Source organism: Methanobrevibacter sp., from assembly GCF_017409525.1.
In the GTDB taxonomy this organism is placed as follows: domain Archaea; phylum Methanobacteriota; class Methanobacteria; order Methanobacteriales; family Methanobacteriaceae; genus Methanocatella.
This window is the reverse complement of sequence record NZ_JAFQSO010000017.1, coordinates 15,397-35,620: the sequence shown is the minus strand read 5'-3', so window position 1 is coordinate 35,620 and position 20,224 is coordinate 15,397. Positions and strand designations below refer to the sequence as shown.

20 protein-coding genes are annotated in these 20,224 nt (G+C 40.8%); 11 read left to right on the top strand and 9 right to left on the bottom strand.

Annotated elements, in window-relative coordinates; translation table 11 throughout:
- Window position 1: 1 nt before the first annotated feature.
- On the bottom strand, window positions 2-805 hold the full coding sequence (locus IJE64_RS09660; protein WP_292785271.1) for a DUF4013 domain-containing protein: 804 nt from the start codon (window positions 803-805) through the stop codon (window positions 2-4).
- Between the two features lie 171 nt (window positions 806-976).
- On the opposite strand from IJE64_RS09660, the gene IJE64_RS09655 reads away from it, so the two are divergent.
- The 7 genes from IJE64_RS09655 (at window position 977) to IJE64_RS09625 (ending at window position 5,534) form a co-directional block, all read left to right on the top strand.
- Entirely contained in the window at window positions 977-2,197 is a 1,221-nt protein-coding gene (locus tag IJE64_RS09655; protein WP_292785269.1) for a hypothetical protein, read from the top strand.
- Between the two features lie 240 nt (window positions 2,198-2,437).
- Complete coding sequence (locus IJE64_RS09650; RefSeq protein WP_292785267.1) at window positions 2,438-2,728, top strand: 50S ribosomal protein L21e; 291 nt, start codon at window positions 2,438-2,440, stop codon at window positions 2,726-2,728.
- Window positions 2,729-2,733: 5 nt separating this feature from the next.
- Complete coding sequence (locus IJE64_RS09645; protein WP_292785265.1) at window positions 2,734-3,078, top strand: RNA polymerase Rpb4 family protein; 345 nt, start codon at window positions 2,734-2,736, stop codon at window positions 3,076-3,078.
- A gap of 169 nt (window positions 3,079-3,247) precedes the next feature.
- On the top strand, window positions 3,248-3,868 hold the full coding sequence (locus IJE64_RS09640) for a DUF655 domain-containing protein (RefSeq protein ID WP_292785263.1): 621 nt from the start codon (window positions 3,248-3,250) through the stop codon (window positions 3,866-3,868).
- A gap of 9 nt (window positions 3,869-3,877) precedes the next feature.
- Complete coding sequence (gene rsmA / locus IJE64_RS09635; protein ID WP_292785261.1) at window positions 3,878-4,750, top strand: 16S rRNA (adenine(1518)-N(6)/adenine(1519)-N(6))-dimethyltransferase RsmA; 873 nt, start codon at window positions 3,878-3,880, stop codon at window positions 4,748-4,750.
- A 4-nt stretch (window positions 4,751-4,754) separates the two neighbouring features.
- Window positions 4,755-5,339, top strand: coding sequence for a HemK2/MTQ2 family protein methyltransferase (locus IJE64_RS09630; protein ID WP_292785259.1), 585 nt, complete (start codon window positions 4,755-4,757; stop codon window positions 5,337-5,339).
- A 36-nt stretch (window positions 5,340-5,375) separates the two neighbouring features.
- Entirely contained in the window at window positions 5,376-5,534 is a 159-nt protein-coding gene (locus IJE64_RS09625; protein WP_292785257.1) for a hypothetical protein, read from the top strand.
- Between the two features lie 15 nt (window positions 5,535-5,549).
- Here IJE64_RS09625 and dapF read toward each other — a convergent pair whose 3' ends face one another.
- Window positions 5,550-6,410 (bottom strand): diaminopimelate epimerase, encoded by an 861-nt coding sequence (dapF, locus tag IJE64_RS09620; protein WP_292785410.1) that lies wholly within the window; start codon window positions 6,408-6,410, stop codon window positions 5,550-5,552.
- A gap of 11 nt (window positions 6,411-6,421) precedes the next feature.
- A complete protein-coding gene (gene lysA / locus IJE64_RS09615) occupies window positions 6,422-7,705 on the bottom strand; it encodes a diaminopimelate decarboxylase (RefSeq protein WP_292785255.1) in 1,284 nt (427 codons plus the stop codon).
- A gap of 132 nt (window positions 7,706-7,837) precedes the next feature.
- On the opposite strand from lysA, the gene IJE64_RS09610 reads away from it, so the two are divergent.
- Complete coding sequence (locus IJE64_RS09610) at window positions 7,838-8,242, top strand: NUDIX domain-containing protein (protein WP_292785253.1); 405 nt, start codon at window positions 7,838-7,840, stop codon at window positions 8,240-8,242.
- Here the strand turns inward: IJE64_RS09610 and IJE64_RS09605 are convergent.
- The 4 genes from IJE64_RS09605 to IJE64_RS09590 all read right to left on the bottom strand — a co-directional run bounded on the left by IJE64_RS09605 (window position 8,239) and on the right by IJE64_RS09590 (window position 11,639).
- The gene (locus tag IJE64_RS09605; protein WP_292785251.1) at window positions 8,239-8,940 is read right to left on the bottom strand and encodes a hypothetical protein; all 702 of its coding nucleotides are present in this window, start codon (window positions 8,938-8,940) and stop codon (window positions 8,239-8,241) included. The genes IJE64_RS09610 and IJE64_RS09605 overlap by 4 nt on opposite strands.
- A gap of 10 nt (window positions 8,941-8,950) precedes the next feature.
- A complete protein-coding gene (locus tag IJE64_RS09600; protein ID WP_292785248.1) occupies window positions 8,951-10,111 on the bottom strand; it encodes an acetylornithine transaminase in 1,161 nt (386 codons plus the stop codon).
- Between the two features lie 383 nt (window positions 10,112-10,494).
- Entirely contained in the window at window positions 10,495-11,040 is a 546-nt protein-coding gene (locus IJE64_RS09595) for a hypothetical protein (protein WP_292785246.1), read from the bottom strand.
- 98 nt (window positions 11,041-11,138) lie between these two features.
- A complete protein-coding gene (locus IJE64_RS09590; protein ID WP_292785243.1) occupies window positions 11,139-11,639 on the bottom strand; it encodes a hypothetical protein in 501 nt (166 codons plus the stop codon).
- 423 nt (window positions 11,640-12,062) lie between these two features.
- On the opposite strand from IJE64_RS09590, the gene IJE64_RS09585 reads away from it, so the two are divergent.
- From IJE64_RS09585 to IJE64_RS09575, 3 genes are read left to right on the top strand one after another with little or no spacing between them, the layout of a single operon-like run.
- On the top strand, window positions 12,063-13,169 hold the full coding sequence (locus IJE64_RS09585) for an ABC transporter permease (RefSeq protein WP_292785241.1): 1,107 nt from the start codon (window positions 12,063-12,065) through the stop codon (window positions 13,167-13,169).
- 9 nt (window positions 13,170-13,178) lie between these two features.
- Complete coding sequence (locus IJE64_RS09580) at window positions 13,179-13,850, top strand: ABC transporter ATP-binding protein (RefSeq protein WP_292785239.1); 672 nt, start codon at window positions 13,179-13,181, stop codon at window positions 13,848-13,850.
- 56 nt (window positions 13,851-13,906) lie between these two features.
- Window positions 13,907-14,338 (top strand): peptidylprolyl isomerase, encoded by a 432-nt coding sequence (locus IJE64_RS09575; RefSeq protein WP_292785237.1) that lies wholly within the window; start codon window positions 13,907-13,909, stop codon window positions 14,336-14,338.
- A gap of 169 nt (window positions 14,339-14,507) precedes the next feature.
- Here IJE64_RS09575 and IJE64_RS09570 read toward each other — a convergent pair whose 3' ends face one another.
- The gene (locus tag IJE64_RS09570; protein WP_292785233.1) at window positions 14,508-17,111 is read right to left on the bottom strand and encodes a hypothetical protein; all 2,604 of its coding nucleotides are present in this window, start codon (window positions 17,109-17,111) and stop codon (window positions 14,508-14,510) included.
- 158 nt (window positions 17,112-17,269) lie between these two features.
- Window positions 17,270-20,224 carry a DEAD/DEAH box helicase gene (locus tag IJE64_RS09565; RefSeq protein ID WP_292785231.1) on the bottom strand — a complete coding sequence of 985 codons (2,955 nt, stop codon included), beginning with the start codon at window positions 20,222-20,224 and terminating at the stop codon, window positions 17,270-17,272.

Genomic DNA, 20,224 nt, shown 5'->3' with positions numbered 1-20,224 from the left:
GTTATGCATCCGCATACAATAAACCGATAGCCCTGTATAAGAACAGCAGCATGAATGGCACTCCAACGAAAATGCCTATGAAAACACCGACATATGGAATCAAGCCGATCAGCGCGATGACAATTGCCATGAGCAATGCAATTAAATAAATCACAACCAATGTGACTATAATCTTTACAAATCCTACGCTTGCCATGTCCCTTATTATTTGCCTGAATCTAAGACCTTCGGTTCCGCTTCCTGTTTTTGCGAATCTGACCAGTCCTGTAAAGGACATCAATGAGAATATGACAAACAGGATAATTCCAACAACTAAAGTAACGGCTAGGGCATTGCTGAATGTGTTAATTGCCGGTTGGGGAACTGCAGCCATTATCGCAGTGAAATTGCTTGCGCCGTTAGCCATGGCGTCAATGCTGGAATATACGATTTCAGTGAATGATGAGAACAGTCCGGTTGCGGAAGCGACAATTATGACAATGATTAGAGGTATGATGAAATATATTAGCTCTAAAATGAATGCTTTAATACCCATTACAAACTGCTTTACATAATCAAAATCTGGGAGTGTGTCTGAATGCTCAGTTCCGCCTTTAACGACCTCGACTGAGTAGCCTAAAACAATAAATAAAACTATTAAAGTCACAAGGCTTAAAATGATGCTTAAAGTTCCATTATTAACACCATATGACGGAAGAATTGTTGACAAATTCATCAGAATAATTAAAACACAGAATATTAAAAATTTTCGAGTATCGCTAATAGGATATTTAATAGCGTCCATTATAATTTCACGTAAATTCATATTTATCACATAACCTAACTGTTTGACAAATATATATCTTTAGATAATACTATTTAAAATTTAAAGTATGTGACCAACCAATTTAGTGAAATAAGTTACTCCCATCAACTGAAATTGTCATTAATATTATATATGTGAATAAATAAAAATTATATACGATAGGGGCATAATATGAATAAAAAGATAGTTACATTAATTCTTGTTATACTGATTTCCTTTAGTTTCCTAAGCGTTGTCGTAGCGGACAATGGTACGCATCATGACAAGAATACAACCGGTCATGACAACAAAAAAATCGATAAAGACAGCAAGGACAATAAAACCAAAAAGAACTACATTTTGGCTAAAGGAAGTGGAAATAACGTTAAATTTAGCGACGGATATAAAGGATTCCGTCTCGATTATTCAAAACACCCTGCAAACTCAGGAGATGAATTCAAACATGCCTCCACATCAAAAGCCAGCAATTCAAATACACTGAAGCTGGCCGTGATCGAATGCTACAGGCAGAATTCAGAAGGCCAGATGTCAAAAATAATGGCCGATTTCATAAAAACCGGCTCATCCAATACCAAGGTCGGTGAAGCGGTTGCAAATTCACACGAAACAGTAGGCGACCATGCAGTCGTTAAAATAGACAACCACACTGAAGCAGTTTTTGATTTTGAAGTTTTGCAATCCGTGTCAGGCAATGAATCAGACTATTTTGCATACAAGGTGTCATTCAGAACCATCAATGAAGAGGTAAACCAAACCAACAATCTGACCAATGTAACAAATACAACCAACATTACAAACATGACCCTCACGGTCGACAATGACACAAATGCCACATCATTCCTCGATGACCTATACGATTATTTGGCTTCCCTTATCGATTCTCTCTACGGGGCCTGGAAACCTCTTATCGACACATTGGTAAGCGGCATTCTAATGTTAGCCAATGCTCTCGAGGACATCGTCAACATGTTTGAAACCTTCATGGCGGAAATTCAATCCCTGATGAGCGCCCTTGAAGAGTTTTCGAAAATGCTTGAGTCGATATGGAGCGGGCTTGACGGGCTTATAAAATTACTGGGCGTTATAATGTCTGTAATTGGACAGATCTTGAACCTGATTGGATCGATATTGAATTTCATCGTGGGACTTATCTCCGCAATCATCTCACTCGTGCAGCAAATTCTAGGATTGGTGTTTGCCATAATAGGCTTCATCATAAACATACTCAGTCAAATCCTGGGACTGATTCAAGCACTCTTATCCTTCCTGCAATCAGTCGGCAGTGCCCTGATTAAAGTCATCGAAAATGCGGCAATCATAATAGCTGCATTCGTGGTCATTACAATTGGAGCATTTGTCTACAACAGATCAAGATACAACAGAGTAAGCTGAACTTCATCTTATTCATTTCTTTTTTTTAGTGAATCAGTTCTTGAATTGATGATGTCGGTGAAAAACTAAAAGTATATTAATACCATCAAACTAAAATTATAATATTATCATATCACTGATGATAATCGATTATTTTCATATTTCTATGTTACTAGTATTTATGGGCTTTTTTAATACTAGGTCGCTGATAACATAGATTCAATTATATACCCAGACTAGAACTGATTAAGAGGTTATACAATGCAAAGATCAAGAGGATTAAAAAGCAGATCAAGAAAAAAGATGACTAAAGTACAAAGACCGGGTAGAACTAACCCAATTACCAACAGGCTCCAAAAATTCGAAGAAGGAGACTTAGTTCACATTACTATCAACCCAAGTATTCAAAAAGGACAACCAGCTCCTAGGTTCCACGGAAAAACCGGAGAAATTACCGGTAAAAAAGGAAAAGCATACATCGTATCCTTAAAAGACGGGAACAAATCAAAAGAGTTGATTGTCAGACCTGACCACTTAAAACTACAGAACTGATTTTCATGATTGGAAAAAACGTTATAAAAACAGAACCTGTTTCAGGTGCGGAAGTTAAAAAAGTTCTTGATGAATTTTCCAATGACAATGAATTGAACTATGAACAGAACATCACATTGAACCACCTTGCAAGATTCAAGAGATATTCCCCTGAAGACACAGAGGAAATACTTGAAAAACTTCAAAGCGAGTTTAACCTAAGGCCAAAGGTTGCTGTTCACATCGTTGATTTGATTCCAAAGGATTTGGCTGACTTGAGATTGATTTTCGCAAAAGAGCCAATGCAAATCGACAAGGAAGAGATGGAAAAGATTCTTGAACTTCTAGAGCAATATGATGTTGAAGAATAGTTTCACACTATTCCACTTTTTTTATTATTTAATTTAATTTTTAGTTTTGAAATAACAATTTCAGCGCATTTTTTTAGATATGTTTATTACATTTAAAAGATAAAACTATTTATAAGTTTAAACTATAGTCGATATTGTGACTAATTAAAAACAATAGTGAAGTGATAACATGAGGAATGATAACAGAAAAGAAAGAGCACCAGCAGTGAAAAAGGAAGAAAATGCTGTTATTCTTGATTATTTAAGCAGGGGATATGTCAAATCAGACATGTCTAAATTTGGTGGAAAAGCTATTGCTCAAGCTATTGGTACAGAACAATTCACTTTACTAGAATTAGCTCCTAAAAATGGAGTAGATTTAGAAATACAAGACACCGTGTACATTGGAAAAGGAAAAAGAGACAAGATTTATAGAGTTCTCGGTAAATTAAATTTCGAAAATCTAACCGCAACAAGCAGAATAGAAATGGACTATGCAATCCGTGACATCGTAGAGGATAATGAAGAAAGGTTTGTTGAATTCTTCAATACTGCTGAAGCCCTAAGCACAAGACTCCACAGTCTAGAGCTAATTCCAGGTATTGGTAAAAAATACATGTGGGACATAATCAACGCAAGAGAGGAAAAGCCTTTTGAAAGCTTCGCAGACATTACCGAAAGGCTGCCAACCCTGACCGATCCCGCAGGAATGATTGTTAACAGAGTCAAGCAGGAACTGGATACAACCACAATCAGAAGAGGCAAACGTAAATATTACATATTCACCCAAGCTCCAAGAAGACCAAGATAAAGTGATAAATTGAATGGCGAATCTTCCCAATCCCTATCCAGGACAACCAAAGACATCCTGAACCGACATGGGATAAAGCTGAATAGGAATCTTGGTCAGAACTATCTCATCGACAAAAACAAAAGGGACCAGATAATTGAATTTGGAGACCTAAACAAGGACGATGTCGTTCTGGAGATAGGAACTGGGATAGGTACGCTTACTCTTGAACTTGCCAGGAAAGCAGGAAAGGTAATAGCAATAGAGCAGGACACCAACATCGCCAACATATTGAAAGAAAGGCTTGAAAAAGAGAAAATCGATAACGTTGAGCTTATCAATGACGATGCGCTGAATGTCGATTTTCCAAGCTTCAACAAGATTGTCTCCAACCTGCCATACCAGATTTCATCACCCATAACATTCAAGTTTCTAGACTATGATTTTGACCTGGCCATTTTGATGTATCAAAAGGAGTTTGCAAGGCGCATGAACGGCACTGTCGGCTCCAAGGACTATTCAAGGCTTTCGGCCATGCTGTATTTCAAATGCGATGTCAGCACGTTGACCGACGTCAGCTCTGAAAGCTTCATACCAAAGCCGAAAATCGACTCGACAGTGGTCAGGCTGACCCCTAAGGAGAACAGGATATCCGATGATGATTTCAGGGTCTACTCCAATTACACAAAGGCACTCTTCCAGCACAGAAACAAGAAAATCAGAAATGCGCTCATCGATTCCAGGCACGTAATCTGCAGCCTTGACAAGAAGGAGATGAAGGAAAAAATCAACAATATCAAATCCGATGAGCTCAAGGAATACTTGAAGCTGAGGGTGATAGCCATCAAGCCTGAGGAAATACTGTTTTTATCAAAAGAGCTGAATTCAATCTTAAGCGAGTGATATCATGAGCGAATTTATCATAACCACTGACGAGAATGTCTACATTCCCGCTGAGGACAGCTATCTTCTTGCCGAGAATCTGGAAATTGAAGCTGGCCAGAGCGTTTTGGAGATTGGAACCGGCTCTGGAATCGTTGCAATGTATGCCTCAAGGCTGACAGACAATATCACAGTAACCGACATCAATTTCGATGCATGCGAGCTTGCCCAAAAGAACTTCAAGGCCAACGGCATCGAAAACATTGAAATCCTTTTTGGAAATTTATTCGAACCTGTGAAAAGCAGGAAGTTTGATGTAATTTTATTTAATACTCCATATCTACCGACCGAAAATGATGAAGTTATTGAAGACAATTTAAATTATGCATTCGATGGTGGATTAAATGGTAGGAAAGTTATTGATCTTTTTTTAAATGAAGTGCCAAATCATTTAAATGATGGTGGAATTGTGCAGCTCATACAGTCCTCACTTTCGGACAACGGGAAAACATTGGACATGCTGGATGAGTTGGGTTTCATCGCAGAAATTGCCGCCAGCGAGCACTACTTCTTTGAGGACATAACATTAATCAACGGCTATAAAATTTAAATAATCAAATCTACAAAACTAAGTTCAGGTGATATTATGAGAGATGGAATGGGATCAATCATTTTGGGAATCGTCTTTTTTATCGTTGCTGTGTTTTTCATATATATCCAAAAGGGCATCAGCATATGGACAGGACTTTTGATTGTCCTTTCAATTCTGGATGTCATAACAGGATATGTAAGACTTAAAAAATAGAAAAAATAGGGAGAATTACAATTCTCCATCGAAAACTAGCTCTGCAGGGCCTTCCATGAAAGCTCCAAGAGCATCTTCTTTTTTATATACATTGAACTTCAAGTCACCGCCAGGCAAGTGAAGCAGTATGTCTTCATCGAAAAGGCCTAGCTTGAAACCGGAAATTGCTGTTGAAGTCGCACCGGTACCGCATGCAAGGGTCACGCCGGCACCTCTCTCCCAGGTAATCATCTTGCCCTCGTTTTTGGAGATCACCTCCACGAAGTGCACGTTGATTTTTTCAGGGAATACCTCATGGGCCTCGATGGCCGGACCGTACTTGTTTATGTCGACGTCGTCAACATTTTCAACGAAAATGATTGCATGAGGGTTTCCGACGCTGATTGCAGTCAGGTTAAATGTGGTGTCAAGGACTTCGAGCTCGCCGTTGAGGAACTCTTCCTCATCTGAGGTCATCGGGATTTCAGGGGTCTTGAATGTTGAAAGCCCCATGTCAACCTTGAAGAGCACCGGCTCGTCGTTTTCTACTGTAATCTCGATTGTCTTTATTCCTGCCCTTGTCTCGACAGTCATCTTCTCTTGTTTTAGGATGCCTTTCCTGTAGACAAAGTCTCCAAAGCACCTTATACCGTTGCCGCACATTTCAGCTTCGCTTCCATCGGGATTGAACATCCTGTATCCTATGTCTGCAACTTCAGACGGTTCCACAAAGAGAACTCCGTCTCCGCCTACTCCGAAATTTCTATGGCACAGCATCCTGCATGCTTCAGGCTTGTCTGCTTCTGGAATTACTTCCCCTTTGCTTTCATCGATTATTGGAAAGTCATTTCCTATTCCATGCATTTTTGAAAATTTTAATCCTTTTAAATCAACCATATCAATCAACTTTATTTCAAATGTGGTGGTATGCTTTGCTTTGCATACAAGTCTTCGAATGTTTGTCTTTCACGCACTAGATTGCATTCGCCGTCGGTTACCAGCACTTCAGAAGCAAGAGGCCTTGAGTTGTAGTTGGATGACATTGTAAATCCGTATGCTCCTGCATTCAATATTCCAAGGACGTCTCCTTCCTCAACGTCAGGCATCGGCCTGTCACGTGCAAAGAGGTCTCCTGATTCACACACGTTTCCTGCAATGTCGACTTCCTGGGTGTTTTCCGCATCCATTCTGCTTGCATCGACTATGTGGTGGTATGAGTCATACATTGCAGGTCTTAGGAGTGTGTGGAATCCTGCATCCACGCCTATGAATTTTCTGTAGCTTTGCTTTAGGCTGTTGACAGTCACTAAAAGCACGCTGGCATCGGCCACAATGAATCTTCCAGGCTCCAGATACATTGAAGGGGAGCCCATGTCATACTGCTCAAGCTTTTCTTTAAAAAGCCCAATGTTGACTTCAGCAAACTTGTCCAAATCCACGATGTTTTCCTCAGGAGTGTACGGAACACCTACGCCTCCCCCGAAATCGACGAACTCAAAATCGATTCCTGCTTCCTGATGGACCTTTCCTGCAATGTCCATTGTTGATTCGATGGCTAGCTTGAACGGTTCAGGGTCAAGGATTCCGGATCCGATGTGTGAGTGCATACCGATAGGCTCGAATCCAAGTTCCTTTGCCATCTCATAGACTTCTACGGCCTCATTGTCCATAATACCGAATTTACTCATCACTCCACCGGTGATACAGTGGTCATGGTGTCCTGCACCGACCATAGGGTTCACCCTGAATGATATTTTAAGCCCTTCCGGGTCGACAACCTGTGAAAGCCTCTTGAGCGCTGATACGGAATCGATGTTGAGGACTGCACCTTCATCGTGGACGAATTTCAGCTCGTCGTTTGTGATGTTGTTTCCTGTAAACAGTATCCTGTCTCCGGAAAATCCGACCATTTTGGATATGTGAACTTCTCCAGGAGATACCGCATCAATGCAGCAGCCTTCAGATTCCAGAATTTTCATCACTGCAAGGTTGGTATTGGCCTTGCATGCATAAAAGACTTTGAAGTCAGAGTAATATTTAGTGAATGCTGAGTAAAATCTGTTGTAATTGTCCCTTATTCTGTTTTCGTCGATTACAAAGGTTGGAGTTCCGAATTCTTCGGCGATGTCCAATGCATCCGCTCCACCGATGTCCAAGTGGTTTTTTTCATTAGTTTTGATATTCAAATCCATAGTAAAACTCCTTTAAAAAAGTTACATTATGTTTTTACATATTGCCTTCAATCTATTTATAATTACTGAAGGAAAAGGTTTTGCCGATTGGATTAAAAGGATTGGAAACAAAAATAATAACAAGGTGAGAGTATGGAAAAGCCCTACGGCCTAACTGTTAGAGGAATAATTAAAAACGAAAGCGGTGAAATCCTGATTGTCAAAAGGCATCCGAAATCCAGGACTGACCCTGAAATGTGGGAGCTTCCCGGAGGCAAGGTTGAGAAAGGCGAATTCTTTGTTGACGCCCTGGTTCGTGAGATAAAGGAGGAGACAAACCTTGACGTGAAAGTCGGGGACTTTGCGGAAGCCGTCCAGAATGACTACATGCAAAAGAGAACCGTGCAGCTAATGATGCATCTGGAGGATGTTGAAGGCGAAGTGAAAATAAGCGAAGAGCACACAGACTGGATGTGGGCCAGTCTAGATAAGATTAAAACATTGGAAATATCAACATCACTTGAAAAGATGCTTAAAAAAAGAAATTGGGAGATTTAATCTACAAATTCCCTGTTTTCAATGCCCAAAACGCCGAGCCTGCATTTAGGGCATAGCGACGAATCGCCCAGCACCTGAAGTATGTCCCCGCACTCAGGACAGAACTCATAGCTGCCGTCGATGAACACGGTCAGGTCATTTGTATGGTCCTTTAAAATCTCTCTTATCAACGCATCCTCAAGGTTTGCCGGGTTTTCAAGGACTACAAACTTGTTTATTTGCTTTGAGCATTTCTTGCAGAAATATCCGTAGTATCGCCCGGAAAAGTCAAAGGGAATGTCCTCGAAATCGTTGAGCTCGACATCACCGATGTGGAACTTGCCATCACAGTCAAGGGCGAATGCCTTCTTGAGCCTTAAAGGCAATTCCTCACCGCAATGGATGCAGTTCTGGAACTTGTTGTCGAAATCTATGATTTTTGAACTGTCATTGTAGTTTTCAATTAGCTGAATAATCTTTTCCCTGGAAAGCTCATCGGACTTTTCTGTTACGTGGAAATTGTAGATGAACTTTCTGCAGTTGTAGCAGTAGAACTTGAAGATTCCCCCTGAAGCCAAGGCCTTTGACGCCTCATCGGATGAGCTGACATCCAGCATGCCGACATGGACAAAGCCCTTCTCGTCAATCCAGAAGATGTCGGATGAATCCTCAAACTTGAATCCGCATTCGCTGCAGGAGTATTCAGTATGAATGGCCATTTTTACTCTCCTACAATATCTCATCGAGAGCCTTTACGAATTCATCGATTTCATCTTTTGTAATGATCAATGGTGGAACGAACCTTAAAACCTTATCCGCTGTGCAGTTTATGAGGAACCCTGCTTCTCTTAGCTTGTCGACGTATACGGCTCCAGGCTTGGTGAGCTCCAAACCGACCATGAGTCCTTTTCCTCTGACATCGGCTATTATGTCCTTGTCAAGCTTTTTGAGCTCTTCGATGAAGTAATCTCCGACCTCATTGACGTTGTCAAGGATATTGTCATTTTCAAATGTGTCCAGGACTGCATTTGCCGCAGCGCATACAAGAGGCCCTCCTCCGAAGGTTGTTCCATGGTCTCCAGGCACGAATGCGCCGGCCACCTTTTCGGTTGCAAGGATTCCTCCCATAGGGACTCCTCCGCCGATTCCCTTGGCCATTGTCATGATGTCCGGCTTCACGCCGAAAAGCTCATGGGCAAAGAGTGTTCCGCATCTTCCGAAACCTGTTTGGACCTCATCGACTATGAAGACTATGTCATTCTCATGGCAGATTTCCTCAACCTGCTTTAGATAATCTGCATCCGGGACGTTTATGCCGCCTTCACCCTGGATAGGCTCTACAATGATTGCGGCAGTGTTTTCAGTGATTGCTTCCTTGATTGCATCGATGTCGTTGTATGGGACGTTGATGAAACCTTCTGGAATGACGGCCTTGAACGGCTCATGGTATTCCTCATGGCCTGTTGCGGCAAGTGTCATTATTGTCCTTCCGTGGAATGAATCGACTGTTGAGATGACCTCGCTTTTGCCAGTGTATTTTACTGCCAACTTGATTGCGCCCTCGTTTGCTTCAGCTCCGCTGTTTGCATAGAATATCCTGTCAAAGCCTGTTGAGTCGACCAGCCTTTTTGCATAGACAAGTGCAGGCTCGTTGTAGTATATGCTTGAGACATGAATTAGCTTTTCTGCCTGGTCTTGAATGGCCTTGACCAGTGCAGGGTGATTGTGGCCCAAGCAATTCACTGCAATTCCTGCAAACATGTCCAAATATTCGTTTCCATCAATGTCAAACACTTTTACGCCTTCACCATGGTCCAATACGATTGGCTGTCGTGTAAAAGTATTTATGAAATAATCATCCTCAATTTTTATAAGTTCCTCTGTATTCATGGCAATCTACCTAAACTATTTAATCACTAAATATTTTTGGATTTTATCAATAATAAATATACTTGCACAATTCAATCAATTTAATATGCTGAGAAAAACTACATTGCATATGAAAATAATCACCAGTATTAATCAGGGGGTCTGAGTTGTCTACTAGTGAGGAAAAAATGTTATTGGAGAATTTGAAAGAGTTTAATCGGTTGAATAATTTAGAACTGATATGAAAATTTCGAATAATAGCTCAACTAATATTCAGTTAAAACATGAAATCTTCACACTGCACGCATTTGCAGTAGCTTGATTTTGAATAGATATGATTTATTCATGTATAACCTCTTCAATAGCAATTTGGGTATTGCATTGATTAAATTTTTAATGGATGTTTATCTGTATTCTCCATAAATGTTAAATGATGTGGATCGATTTCTCAACTCAAATTCGGTGATTTTAACTGTACCTGAAGATAAGCTGCCTAAATCATCATGGGCCGGATTTTCATATGTTGCATCAAATGTTATGTTTAGAATATTGTTATCTAATGTATAATTCCAATCATCACATTCCATATTAAATGTAAATCGACTTGTAGTAAACCGCAATATGTTGCTTTTGTTGTCCAAGGTATCCTTTATGGTTTTTATTTCATCACTAGTCAAATTATCTCCATTGGAATTTGTAAGGTTGATGGTAAGATATCCATTATACTTCACCTGTGAATAATTGCCTGTTTGCTCAAAGCTATTATCTCCAGGTTCCATTATTTTTGCTTCTATTAGTTCATAATTGAGTTGAGAATCAATTATTTCAACCGGAATACTTGTGATACCTTGATTGTCATTGTTTTCAAACAATCCTGCACTTGCCATGCTCAATGAAGAAATCGCAATAATCAATATAACGCAAACCAATAGGACTTTTTTACTATTCATTTAAACTACCTCTTTTTTGTTAATTATAGTTATGCTTAAATGTGCATATATAAATTTCTCCGTTTTTATTGGTTAATATTTAATGAAATTTGTCGAAATCAGTTAATAACAATATCAGGAATCAAATCCGAATTATCCTCATTTACCTGGACGAATATCAGGCGATTTCCATCCTGATAGTAAAATGAATACATGCCAGCCCCGCCGCCTTCAAATCCTTCTATTCCATTAACAGTCATGTTTTTTGGCTCACCAATCCTCCCATTTTCATTATAATAGTTTAAACGGGCTTTGGCATCCTTTTCACTGTCAAATGCAATGACATGGAGGTTGATTTCACCTTCACCGGGACCGAAAAAACCTTTTTCATAAAATGAAACATAACTGCTTTCAGCAGTTACATACTGTCCAGCACCAATCTGTTCGGACTCCTGTTCATAGTTCACTATTGAACTGCCATTTGCTTCAAAACCGTCGGGAATGTTGAAATCAACTCCCCCAACACCTACACTGTTTCCGTTTAGTTCAACAGCCATAGAGCTGCCGATAAACAATACTCCTAAAATTATCAAAGAAGAAATCACTATAGTTTTTTTCATTTTAAATTACCTCTCTTTTCATGCTGAAAAAGCCGTTATTCAATGAGATTGTATGTATCCTCAATATTATGACTATATTTTATAATGAACGGCAGAGTAATTAAATTACATTTACTATATATAAATTTATAAGTATATAATTGTTTAGTTTCGAATAATAGCTCAACAATGGGTTAAAACTTGTGTATTTCTTCTTATATCCATTATTAATTCAATAGGTCATCATTATGGACCATATTTGCTCAATCAGGGATTTAATCTAATGTCTAAGTGATAAGTATTGTGAGGTGAAACTCACAATATAGGCATTAAAAGCCTTTTTTTAATGGAAAGATATTTAATTTAAATTCAAGCATATCTATTGATATAGAAATCAATTATTTTTTTAACGGAGTTGTTAAGATTAAATTCATTACATTAATTTTGAAAAATCCATTTAGGAACAAGACCCGTAGCGCCCTGTCCATTATTGGAATAGGAATAGGCATTGCAACAATCGTTGCATTGGGTCTCATCACTGCAGGAATGCAGGATTCAGTTCAAACCACGCTTAATGAAGGTGAAGCGGAAATAACCGTGACCAATTCAACAACCGTTGGAGGAAGCGGAGGAATGATTAAGGCCGCAACGATGGATGAGCTGAAAAACATGAGCGGCGTCATTGACGTTGCAGGAGAGCTGACATATTCAGAAATGAGCAGCCCGTCGGACGGTGACGGAGGATTCAGTTCAATGAATTCCGTTACAGGTATCGACAGTGACAAGCTGGCTCTTGTAGGAATAACCAAAATCAACGGATCTGCATTTGAAAACGGTGCCAACGAAGCGATTGTAGGTGCCCAATATGTGACACTGAACAACGTGAGCATCGGGGATACAATTACCATCCACAACACTGAATTCAAGATTACCGGAATCTATGAAACTGGAAACCTGTTCACTGACGATGGGGTCTACATCCCTCTCGATACAATGCAGGAATTCACCGGAACCGACGGAGTTTCCACCGTTCTTGTGAAAACCGGAGAAGGGGAAAACGACAGCGTAATCGCCGAGAACATCAAGGACAAATTCAATGACATTTCCACATTGACAAGCGAAGACATGTCCGAAATGACAGATCAGATAGTCGGCATTCTCGATACAGCCTCCCTTGCAGTGTCCGGACTGGCAATACTTGTCGGAGCCATCGGAATCGTGAATACAATGGTGATGACAGTATTTGAGAGAACAAAAGAGATTGGAGTTTTGAAGTCAATCGGCTGGAAACCTAGAAGGATTCTTCTGATGATTATGGGAGAGACCCTTGTATTGACAACACTGGCCGGAATTCTCGGTTCGCTGTTTGGAATACTGATTTGTGAAGTGGGAGTGCTCATACTCGGAAGCGAAACCTTCTCACTGGGATTCCATCCTAGCACATTCATCCTGGCATTCGGAATCACAATCATCGTCGGACTCATCGGAGGAATATACCCTGCCTACAAGGCATCAAAGCTTGCCCCAACAGAGGCATTGAGATATGAATAGGTGTTGATTATGGAATTCATTAGCTTAAAAAACGTTATAAAACAATACGATGACGGCCAGGTGACTGCACTTAACCGTCTTAATCTGACAATCGAGAAAGGAAGTTTCATCTCCATAATCGGGCCTTCAGGATCCGGAAAGTCAACACTTCTGAACATGCTGGGGGCGCTTGACAGTCCCGATGCCGGTGAAATCGTCATTGACGGCATCAACCTCGCACAGGAAAAGGACCTGAGCGATTTCAGGCGTGACAAGATCGGATTCATCTTCCAGCTCCACAACCTGCTTCCGAACCTGACAGTTGAGGAGAACGTGGAGATACCTCTCATTGCAACCAAGCTGCCTGAAAAGGAAAAGAAAGAAAGGGCCCTGAAATATATAGAGGCTGTTGGGCTTTTGGACAAAAAGGACACCAAGCCGAACAAGCTGTCCGGAGGCCAGCGCCAAAGGGTGGCCATCGCAAGGGCGCTTGTGAACAACCCGTCAATCATCCTTGCCGACGAACCGACAGGTTCACTTGACTCACAGACAGGCCAGATGGTCCTTGACATCCTCAAGAACATGCACGAAGAGTACAACGTGACCTTGATAATCGTCACACACGACAACGATGTTGCAAAACTTGCCGAAAGGACAATCATGATAAAGGACGGGCAGATAATTGAAGACAAACAGAATTAATGATAATTCAAAAAACTATTTAACAATTGATGACAAATCTAAGATAAGGTGATAAAATGAAAGTCGCAACAATCGAAACTGACAAGGGGAACATCGAACTTGAACTGTTCCCAAATGAGGCTCCAGGAACCGTAGCCAACTTTGAAAAGCTAATCAACGAAGGATTCTATGACGGATTGACCTTCCACAGGGTTATCCCTAACTTCGTGATTCAAGGGGGATGCCCTTACGGAAACGGTACCGGCGGACCTGGCTACACAATCAAATGTGAAACCGAAGGAAACCCACACAAGCACGGCACAGGCGCATTATCAATGGCACACGCAGGAAAAGACACCGGCGGAAGCCAATTTTTCATCACACACTGCCCACAGCCACACTTGGACGGAGTCCACACCGTATTCGGTCAGGTCATAAAGGGCCAGGACGTTGTTGATGCCATCCAGCAAGGCGACGTCATGAACAAGGTGACCATTGAAGAAAGATAATCATATCTTTCACTTTTTTTATTTCTTTTTAACGAATATTGTATTGAAGCTATTTTTTATTTAGTCAGATTAAACTTAAAGCTAATCAAACCTTATTTTTAAACTAAAAAACAAATTTGCAAGGTCAAATCTATTTAAAAAAAAAAGAAAAAAAATAGGAATTAGAATCCTATTTCAAAACGCTTACAGTCCTTTTAACCGTGTCTTTCTTGTAGGTTGCCTGATAGGTTACCTTCTTGCCTGCCTTGAGTTTGCTTAGCACGGATTTTGGAATTGTGACTTTGGCAACGCCTTTTGAGTTGGTCTTTGCCTTGTATGTCTTTCCGTTGAACTTGAAGGTCACTTGCCTGTTTGAAAGAGGGGTATTGCCTTGCTTTATGGTGGCGGTCAATGCCAGGCTTTTGGCTGAGCGTTTGACCTTGACTACAGGAAGAGTTACGATATTCTTTACTGTAACCGTCTTTATGACCTTTGAGTATTTGCAGGTGATGGTCACCTCATACTTATCAGGCTTTTCGGTCATCTTGAATTTGACAACGCCGTTGCTGTCTGTTTCATCAGAGTAGTCGTATCCATAGTCAGTTCCATCAAAGAAAGCCTCAACCGGAACGTTTTTTGCAACGCTTCCGTTGACATATGTAACCTTAACGGTATAGTATCCGTCATAGTATACGCTTGAAGCGTCGGCCTTGATGTTGACGATTTTGGACATTATCTCAAAGTCGTACATGTAGAATGACTGCTTGGTGAATTTTCCGCTTCCTTGAGTTTCCACCTTGAGGGTGTAGTTTCCTGCCTTGAACTTGGACAGGTCAAATGAGACCTCCCCTTTATTGGCCTTTTTGGAGAATTTCTGATTGGCTATTGTCAGAGTTACTGTTCCCTTGAAGTCTGAAGGACAATTAAATGCCAATATGTTCTTGTTTCCCTCAATCAATTCCTCGCCATTGAAGAAAACCCAGTTCCTGTATCTTGGATATATCTCATATGTGTAGTTGACCTTCTTGGTGATTGTCTCTTTCGGATACTTCTTGTCGCCTGAGTAGACGAATTTCAAAGTGTGCTCACCGAATTTTGTGTCTTTAGGCAAGGTGAAGAAATCTGAATCGCCCTTCTTTTTAGTGGATACGTACTTGCCGTCAAGGTAGAACTTAATTGTGCCTGTACTATCGTCAGGCATGTAAATGTCCCACACTGCACCCTCATACACTATCCTATCGGATTTAGGGAAAATAGGAAACAGGTTGGTTAGGGTGAATGTGACCGTTGCGTTGGTCGGCTTGTAGTATTCGCTTCCGTCGGCCACAGCGGTCAGCGTATGCTTGCCTATCTTAAGCTCGCTAATGTCAAATTTATAGTAATAGTATGCCACATTCCCATAATTCCTGCCGTCATAGCAGTCATATCCGATGAAATCATCATTGAGATATGAGAAGACTTCCTTACCATCGACAAATACTGTTATCACCCCGTCATAGTCATCGGGCCTGTTCACGATGAATTGATTGCTATCGGCATATAAACTTAAAGATTTGTCGGTGGTAATCAGGCTTTCTATCTTGAGTTCCATGTTCCAGTCCGGGGAATTCTTGGTGCATGTGGCACGGAAAAAGTCATCATATGCAATTGAGCCGTCGGTGTAGTTTACATCGATTCTGTTTGACTTTATGAGGTCAGCTAAAGGAATCTTGATGAATCCCTTTGCATTAGCGCTTCTGTAAATCTCCTTTCTGTTAAGTATCACTAAAAGATTTCCGTTTGCATCATCCGGAAGGGTCACTGTCATGTAGTTGTCCTCGCCCTGCCTTAAAAAGCTTGAAACATTGACATTCGGGACAATTTCGATTTCTCCTCTTTCGCTTGTGGAAAACTCATCGTTTATGAACTCGGCGACATAGGAGTGAGTGCCCAATGACAATCCTGATGCGGAGACTGTCGCTTGGTCTTTCACTTCAACTGTCTTGAAATGGCTGCCGTCGACTGTGATGTTGAATATTCCTGTCACTCCAGGAGCGTATATGTGAAAAGCGCCGATTTCAGATGAATATTTCGCCCTCCAGTCGCAGGTGATTGTAGGCAACACTATGAACTCCTTAACGAATGTCTGGCTTTTGTATATGCTTTTTGAGTCTGCTGTGAACTTCAATGTGGCATTGTTCAATCCGCAAACTGGGTTATTGGCATGAAAAGAAAGGTAGTTGTAATCCGGATCCACTGTACGCTTTTGTGTCTTGCCGTTCATTGTAAATTCAAGGGTTCCGCTTGCGCCTTCGGGTGTGAGGACATCAAGTTCCCTGTAGTCGCTCTGGCCGATTGTGAAGAGGGGAGTGACCATTATGTCAAAATACTTGACCGTGTAATTCAATGACTTCAGGGTTTGGGTGCCCACATCATTTGACAATATTACATCGACCTTATATTCTCCAGGCTCTTCAATCGGAAGATATAATGAGGCCACAAAGTCTTCAGAACGGTTGTCTACATTAGTCCATGTTTTTGAGACATTGTCCACATAAATGTAGAGCCAGAAATCTCCTGAGCCGCTTTTTATCTTGAAATCGAATTGGTTGCTGCTGTTATAATACAATTCCTTGGGAGCTACAACCTCAACGTTTCCTTCACTGTTTGCTTGCGGACCCTCATCCGTCGTTTGAAGGTCGTGAGAGTCCTCAATCGTTAATTCATGAGTGGCATTTTCATCACTTGCGCTTACGGCTCCTACCGTTAGAATCAAAATGAAAATGCCTATTAAAAAAATCCTTTTTAAATTCATTTTAAAACACCTAAAAAGTTTAATCTGTACGTTATTGTAATATATTTCGTGCATAGGTTATATATTTTAGTGTATTTAAAAAATTAGGGGTTTGTTTAGATTAAAAGGCATAATATGGCAACTGTTCAACTTGGATTAGGTGATTTTGTGAGGTCAACTCAATCGTTGGTGAAATAGCTGTATAGCTCGTCCTTGACTTCGGTTTGGATTTTGAATTTGAAATTGACGATGGGCTGGTCCTTGCCATTGATGTTTCTGTACACCTGCTTGTATGAAATTGGTGTCAATTTTCCAATGTAGTAAAACTCAATTCCCTCATCGTTGCTTTTCTGGATGAATAGTTCAGTATCAACACCATTGTAATTAATCAAGGGCTCCAGTTCGGGCGAGGAGGTTTTTCTGTTGTTCCTGCTCATCCAGTTGAAAGTGTCCTTTGAGATGAAATGATCCTCGTAATTGATTGTTTCGGATATGTCCTCCGCCTTGTTGTAGGTTACAAAAATAGGGCATGTGCCGTACTTGATTTTGTATCCGCCGATGTTTTGGCCATTCATGAACCTTTCCCAATTCATGAGCCTTAAAACGTCCTCCCTTGAGTACTTTTCATACAATCTGAACGGCTTTTCATCCATATAGACATTTTCGTATTTGAAAAATCCATATTTTACGGCGTCCTCGAAGTGATTTAGATAAGTGGGATTTGCCATGCACTGCCTGAATAAATCAGAAGCTTCAAACCTATAATCCTTGTTGTCTTTAAGGTTTTTATAAACATCCTTATCGAAATCGAAAAAGAGGTTCTCAATGTCTAAGTCCTCATCGGTTATGAACTGTATCGTGTTTGCCTGATAGTCATCACTTGTTTCCTTTCTGTAGAAGTTCATGCTCAAAACATTTATCGCGCTTTTGACTGCATCAAACTGATTTTCAAGGCCGTATCTTTTGGACAGGTAATCTTCAACCTGATTGACAGTGAAACACTTGTTGTATTTAAGGCAACTCAATATCACCAGCTCATGAGGCCTTATTCCCTTGACCAGTTTTTTGGAAATGAATCTCAACGTTGAAAGTTCCTCTTCACTTAATGCGGATTTATAGTCATCGTCTACATAATCGAGAAAGTCATGGTATGTCGTGAAATTATTGTGATTCAGTATGATTTCAGGGTTGAACTCTGCGTTGGTTGCAAAGTCATGAAGATAAGGGATGCGTCCTAGCTTGTATTTTAATTGATTGTACTTTTCCTTAAAGAGGGCAACCTTCGAAAATGATGAATTGTTGATTGACTCATATATGCGCCTTTTGGAAATCTCATCGAAATTGATTGAAGATGCTCCGGGGATGATCTTGTTTCCCTGCATCAGATACTTTCTGATTCTGTCCTTGTCATATGACCTGTCGCCTGAAAGGGCAATCGGAATCATGAAGTTGTTCCTGTAGTTTCCAATGAAATCCAAAATCACAACATACTCCTTGTTCTTGAATTTCCTCAATCCCCTTCCCAGCTGCTGGATGAAAATGATTGGGGATTCGGTTGGTCTGACGAGCAACACCTGATTGATTTCGGGAATGTCAACACCCTCGTTGAAGATGTCGACAGTGAAAATGAACTCTATCTTATTTGGATTATCATCGTTTGTGAGCCTGTCGATTGCATCAAGTCTCTTTTCCTGTGAGTCCTCACCTGTAAGCACAACTGATGCATAGCCACGCCTATTGAATTCTTTTGATAGCAATTCGGCTTCCCTTTTTCTTGAACAGAACACCAATGCCTTTCTTCTCTCTCCCGAATAGCTGTAGAATTCCGATTTTTCAATCAGATAGTCAACTCTCTTATCTGAGGCCAGAAGGTTGAAATCTGTGAAATCGTCATCTATCGTGTTGTCCTCAAACTCAACGTCCGTGATTCCAAAGTAATGGAACGGACAGAGCAAATCCTCTTCCAAGGCTTCCTGCAGCCGGATTTCATGGGCAATGTTGTTGTCGAACAGGTCATAGATGTTAAAGCCGTCGGTACGCTCCGGTGAAGCGGTCATTCCCAAATAGAACTTCGGCTCGAAGTACTGGAAAATCTTTTGATAGCTCAATGCCCCTGCCTTGTGGACCTCATCGATGACGATATAGTCAAAATGGTCCTTTGAATATCTTGTGTAGACGTCATCCTTGGACATGGTCTGAATCGTTGCAAAGATGTAGTTTTTCTTGAAATCCTTGGAATTGCCTGAAACCAGGCCAAAGTTTTCATGGTCCTTGAAAACGTTCTTGTAGGCTTCTATCGATTGCTTTGCAATCTGTTCTCGGTGAACCAGAAACAGGAATCTTTTAGGCCTGAAATCTTTTACAGCGAAAGCGGAAGCATAGGTCTTTCCTGTTCCTGTAGCAGATACCAGAATGGCTCTTGACTCGCCCTGCTTGATGAGGTTTCTCAGGTTGTTTAGGAAATCCTCCTGCATGATGTTTGGAGTCAAATCCTTGATGTTTTTCTCCTTCAGCTCCTCAGTGATGTTCCTGAGGTCTCTGAAGTTCTTGTTGTCCTCATAAATCTTTTCATATGCAGGAAGCACATCCTCCAAAGGATCTGCCTGATTCCATAGACTGTAAAATTCATGCTTGATGCTTTTAAGCATCTCCCCCTCCTCAAGTGATGAGAACTCCACGTTCCATTCCTTGTTGACAGTCAATGCATAGGATGTCAGATTGGAACTTCCGACGATTGCCTTGTATGTGTCGTCCTTTCTGAAAATGTATCCCTTGGTGTGGAATCCTTCCTTTTCCTGGCTGTAGAGTTTGACCTCGATGTTTGAAAACTCCTGAAGCTTTCTTAATGCCTTGGGTTGTGTAAAGTATAGGTAATCGGTTGTGAGAATCTTTCCCTTAATGTTGTTTGCTTCCAAAAGCTTGAACTCTTCTAAGAGGTGCATCAGTCCGCTCATCGTGATGAATGCCGATGAGATGATGAACTCGTCGCATCCGTGAAGCTCGTCCAAAATGGAATTGACAACCTTGGTTGAGGAATCGTTGTACAATAATTTAGGTCTGAAATCGATGCTGGAGTCGGCATTCTGATTAATGAATGCTGTTTTAGCTCCGTTAATGATTTCATCAATGTTCAT

Excerpts from the sequence above, each read along its gene's own strand:
- IJE64_RS09610 (WP_292785253.1), top strand. The coding sequence starts at position 7,838 with ATGGAAAAGCCCTACGGCCTAACTGTTAGAGGAATAATTAAAAACGAA.
- IJE64_RS09660 (WP_292785271.1), bottom strand. The coding sequence starts at position 805 with ATGAATTTACGTGAAATTATAATGGACGCTATTAAATATCCTATTAGC.
- dapF (WP_292785410.1), bottom strand. The coding sequence starts at position 6,410 with ATGGTTGATTTAAAAGGATTAAAATTTTCAAAAATGCATGGAATAGGA.
- IJE64_RS09645 (WP_292785265.1), top strand. The coding sequence starts at position 2,734 with ATGATTGGAAAAAACGTTATAAAAACAGAACCTGTTTCAGGTGCGGAA.
- IJE64_RS09630 (WP_292785259.1), top strand. The coding sequence starts at position 4,755 with ATGAGCGAATTTATCATAACCACTGACGAGAATGTCTACATTCCCGCT.
- lysA (WP_292785255.1), bottom strand. The coding sequence starts at position 7,705 with ATGGATTTGAATATCAAAACTAATGAAAAAAACCACTTGGACATCGGT.
- IJE64_RS09655 (WP_292785269.1), top strand. The coding sequence starts at position 977 with ATGAATAAAAAGATAGTTACATTAATTCTTGTTATACTGATTTCCTTT.
- IJE64_RS09565 (WP_292785231.1), bottom strand. The coding sequence starts at position 20,224 with ATGAACATTGATGAAATCATTAACGGAGCTAAAACAGCATTCATTAAT.
- IJE64_RS09590 (WP_292785243.1), bottom strand. The coding sequence starts at position 11,639 with ATGAAAAAAACTATAGTGATTTCTTCTTTGATAATTTTAGGAGTATTG.
- IJE64_RS09570 (WP_292785233.1), bottom strand. The coding sequence starts at position 17,111 with ATGAATTTAAAAAGGATTTTTTTAATAGGCATTTTCATTTTGATTCTA.
- IJE64_RS09640 (WP_292785263.1), top strand. The coding sequence starts at position 3,248 with ATGAGGAATGATAACAGAAAAGAAAGAGCACCAGCAGTGAAAAAGGAA.
- IJE64_RS09575 (WP_292785237.1), top strand. The coding sequence starts at position 13,907 with ATGAAAGTCGCAACAATCGAAACTGACAAGGGGAACATCGAACTTGAA.
- IJE64_RS09600 (WP_292785248.1), bottom strand. The coding sequence starts at position 10,111 with ATGAATACAGAGGAACTTATAAAAATTGAGGATGATTATTTCATAAAT.
- IJE64_RS09650 (WP_292785267.1), top strand. The coding sequence starts at position 2,438 with ATGCAAAGATCAAGAGGATTAAAAAGCAGATCAAGAAAAAAGATGACT.
- IJE64_RS09625 (WP_292785257.1), top strand. The coding sequence starts at position 5,376 with ATGAGAGATGGAATGGGATCAATCATTTTGGGAATCGTCTTTTTTATC.
- IJE64_RS09605 (WP_292785251.1), bottom strand. The coding sequence starts at position 8,940 with ATGGCCATTCATACTGAATACTCCTGCAGCGAATGCGGATTCAAGTTT.
- IJE64_RS09595 (WP_292785246.1), bottom strand. The coding sequence starts at position 11,040 with ATGAATAGTAAAAAAGTCCTATTGGTTTGCGTTATATTGATTATTGCG.
- IJE64_RS09580 (WP_292785239.1), top strand. The coding sequence starts at position 13,179 with ATGGAATTCATTAGCTTAAAAAACGTTATAAAACAATACGATGACGGC.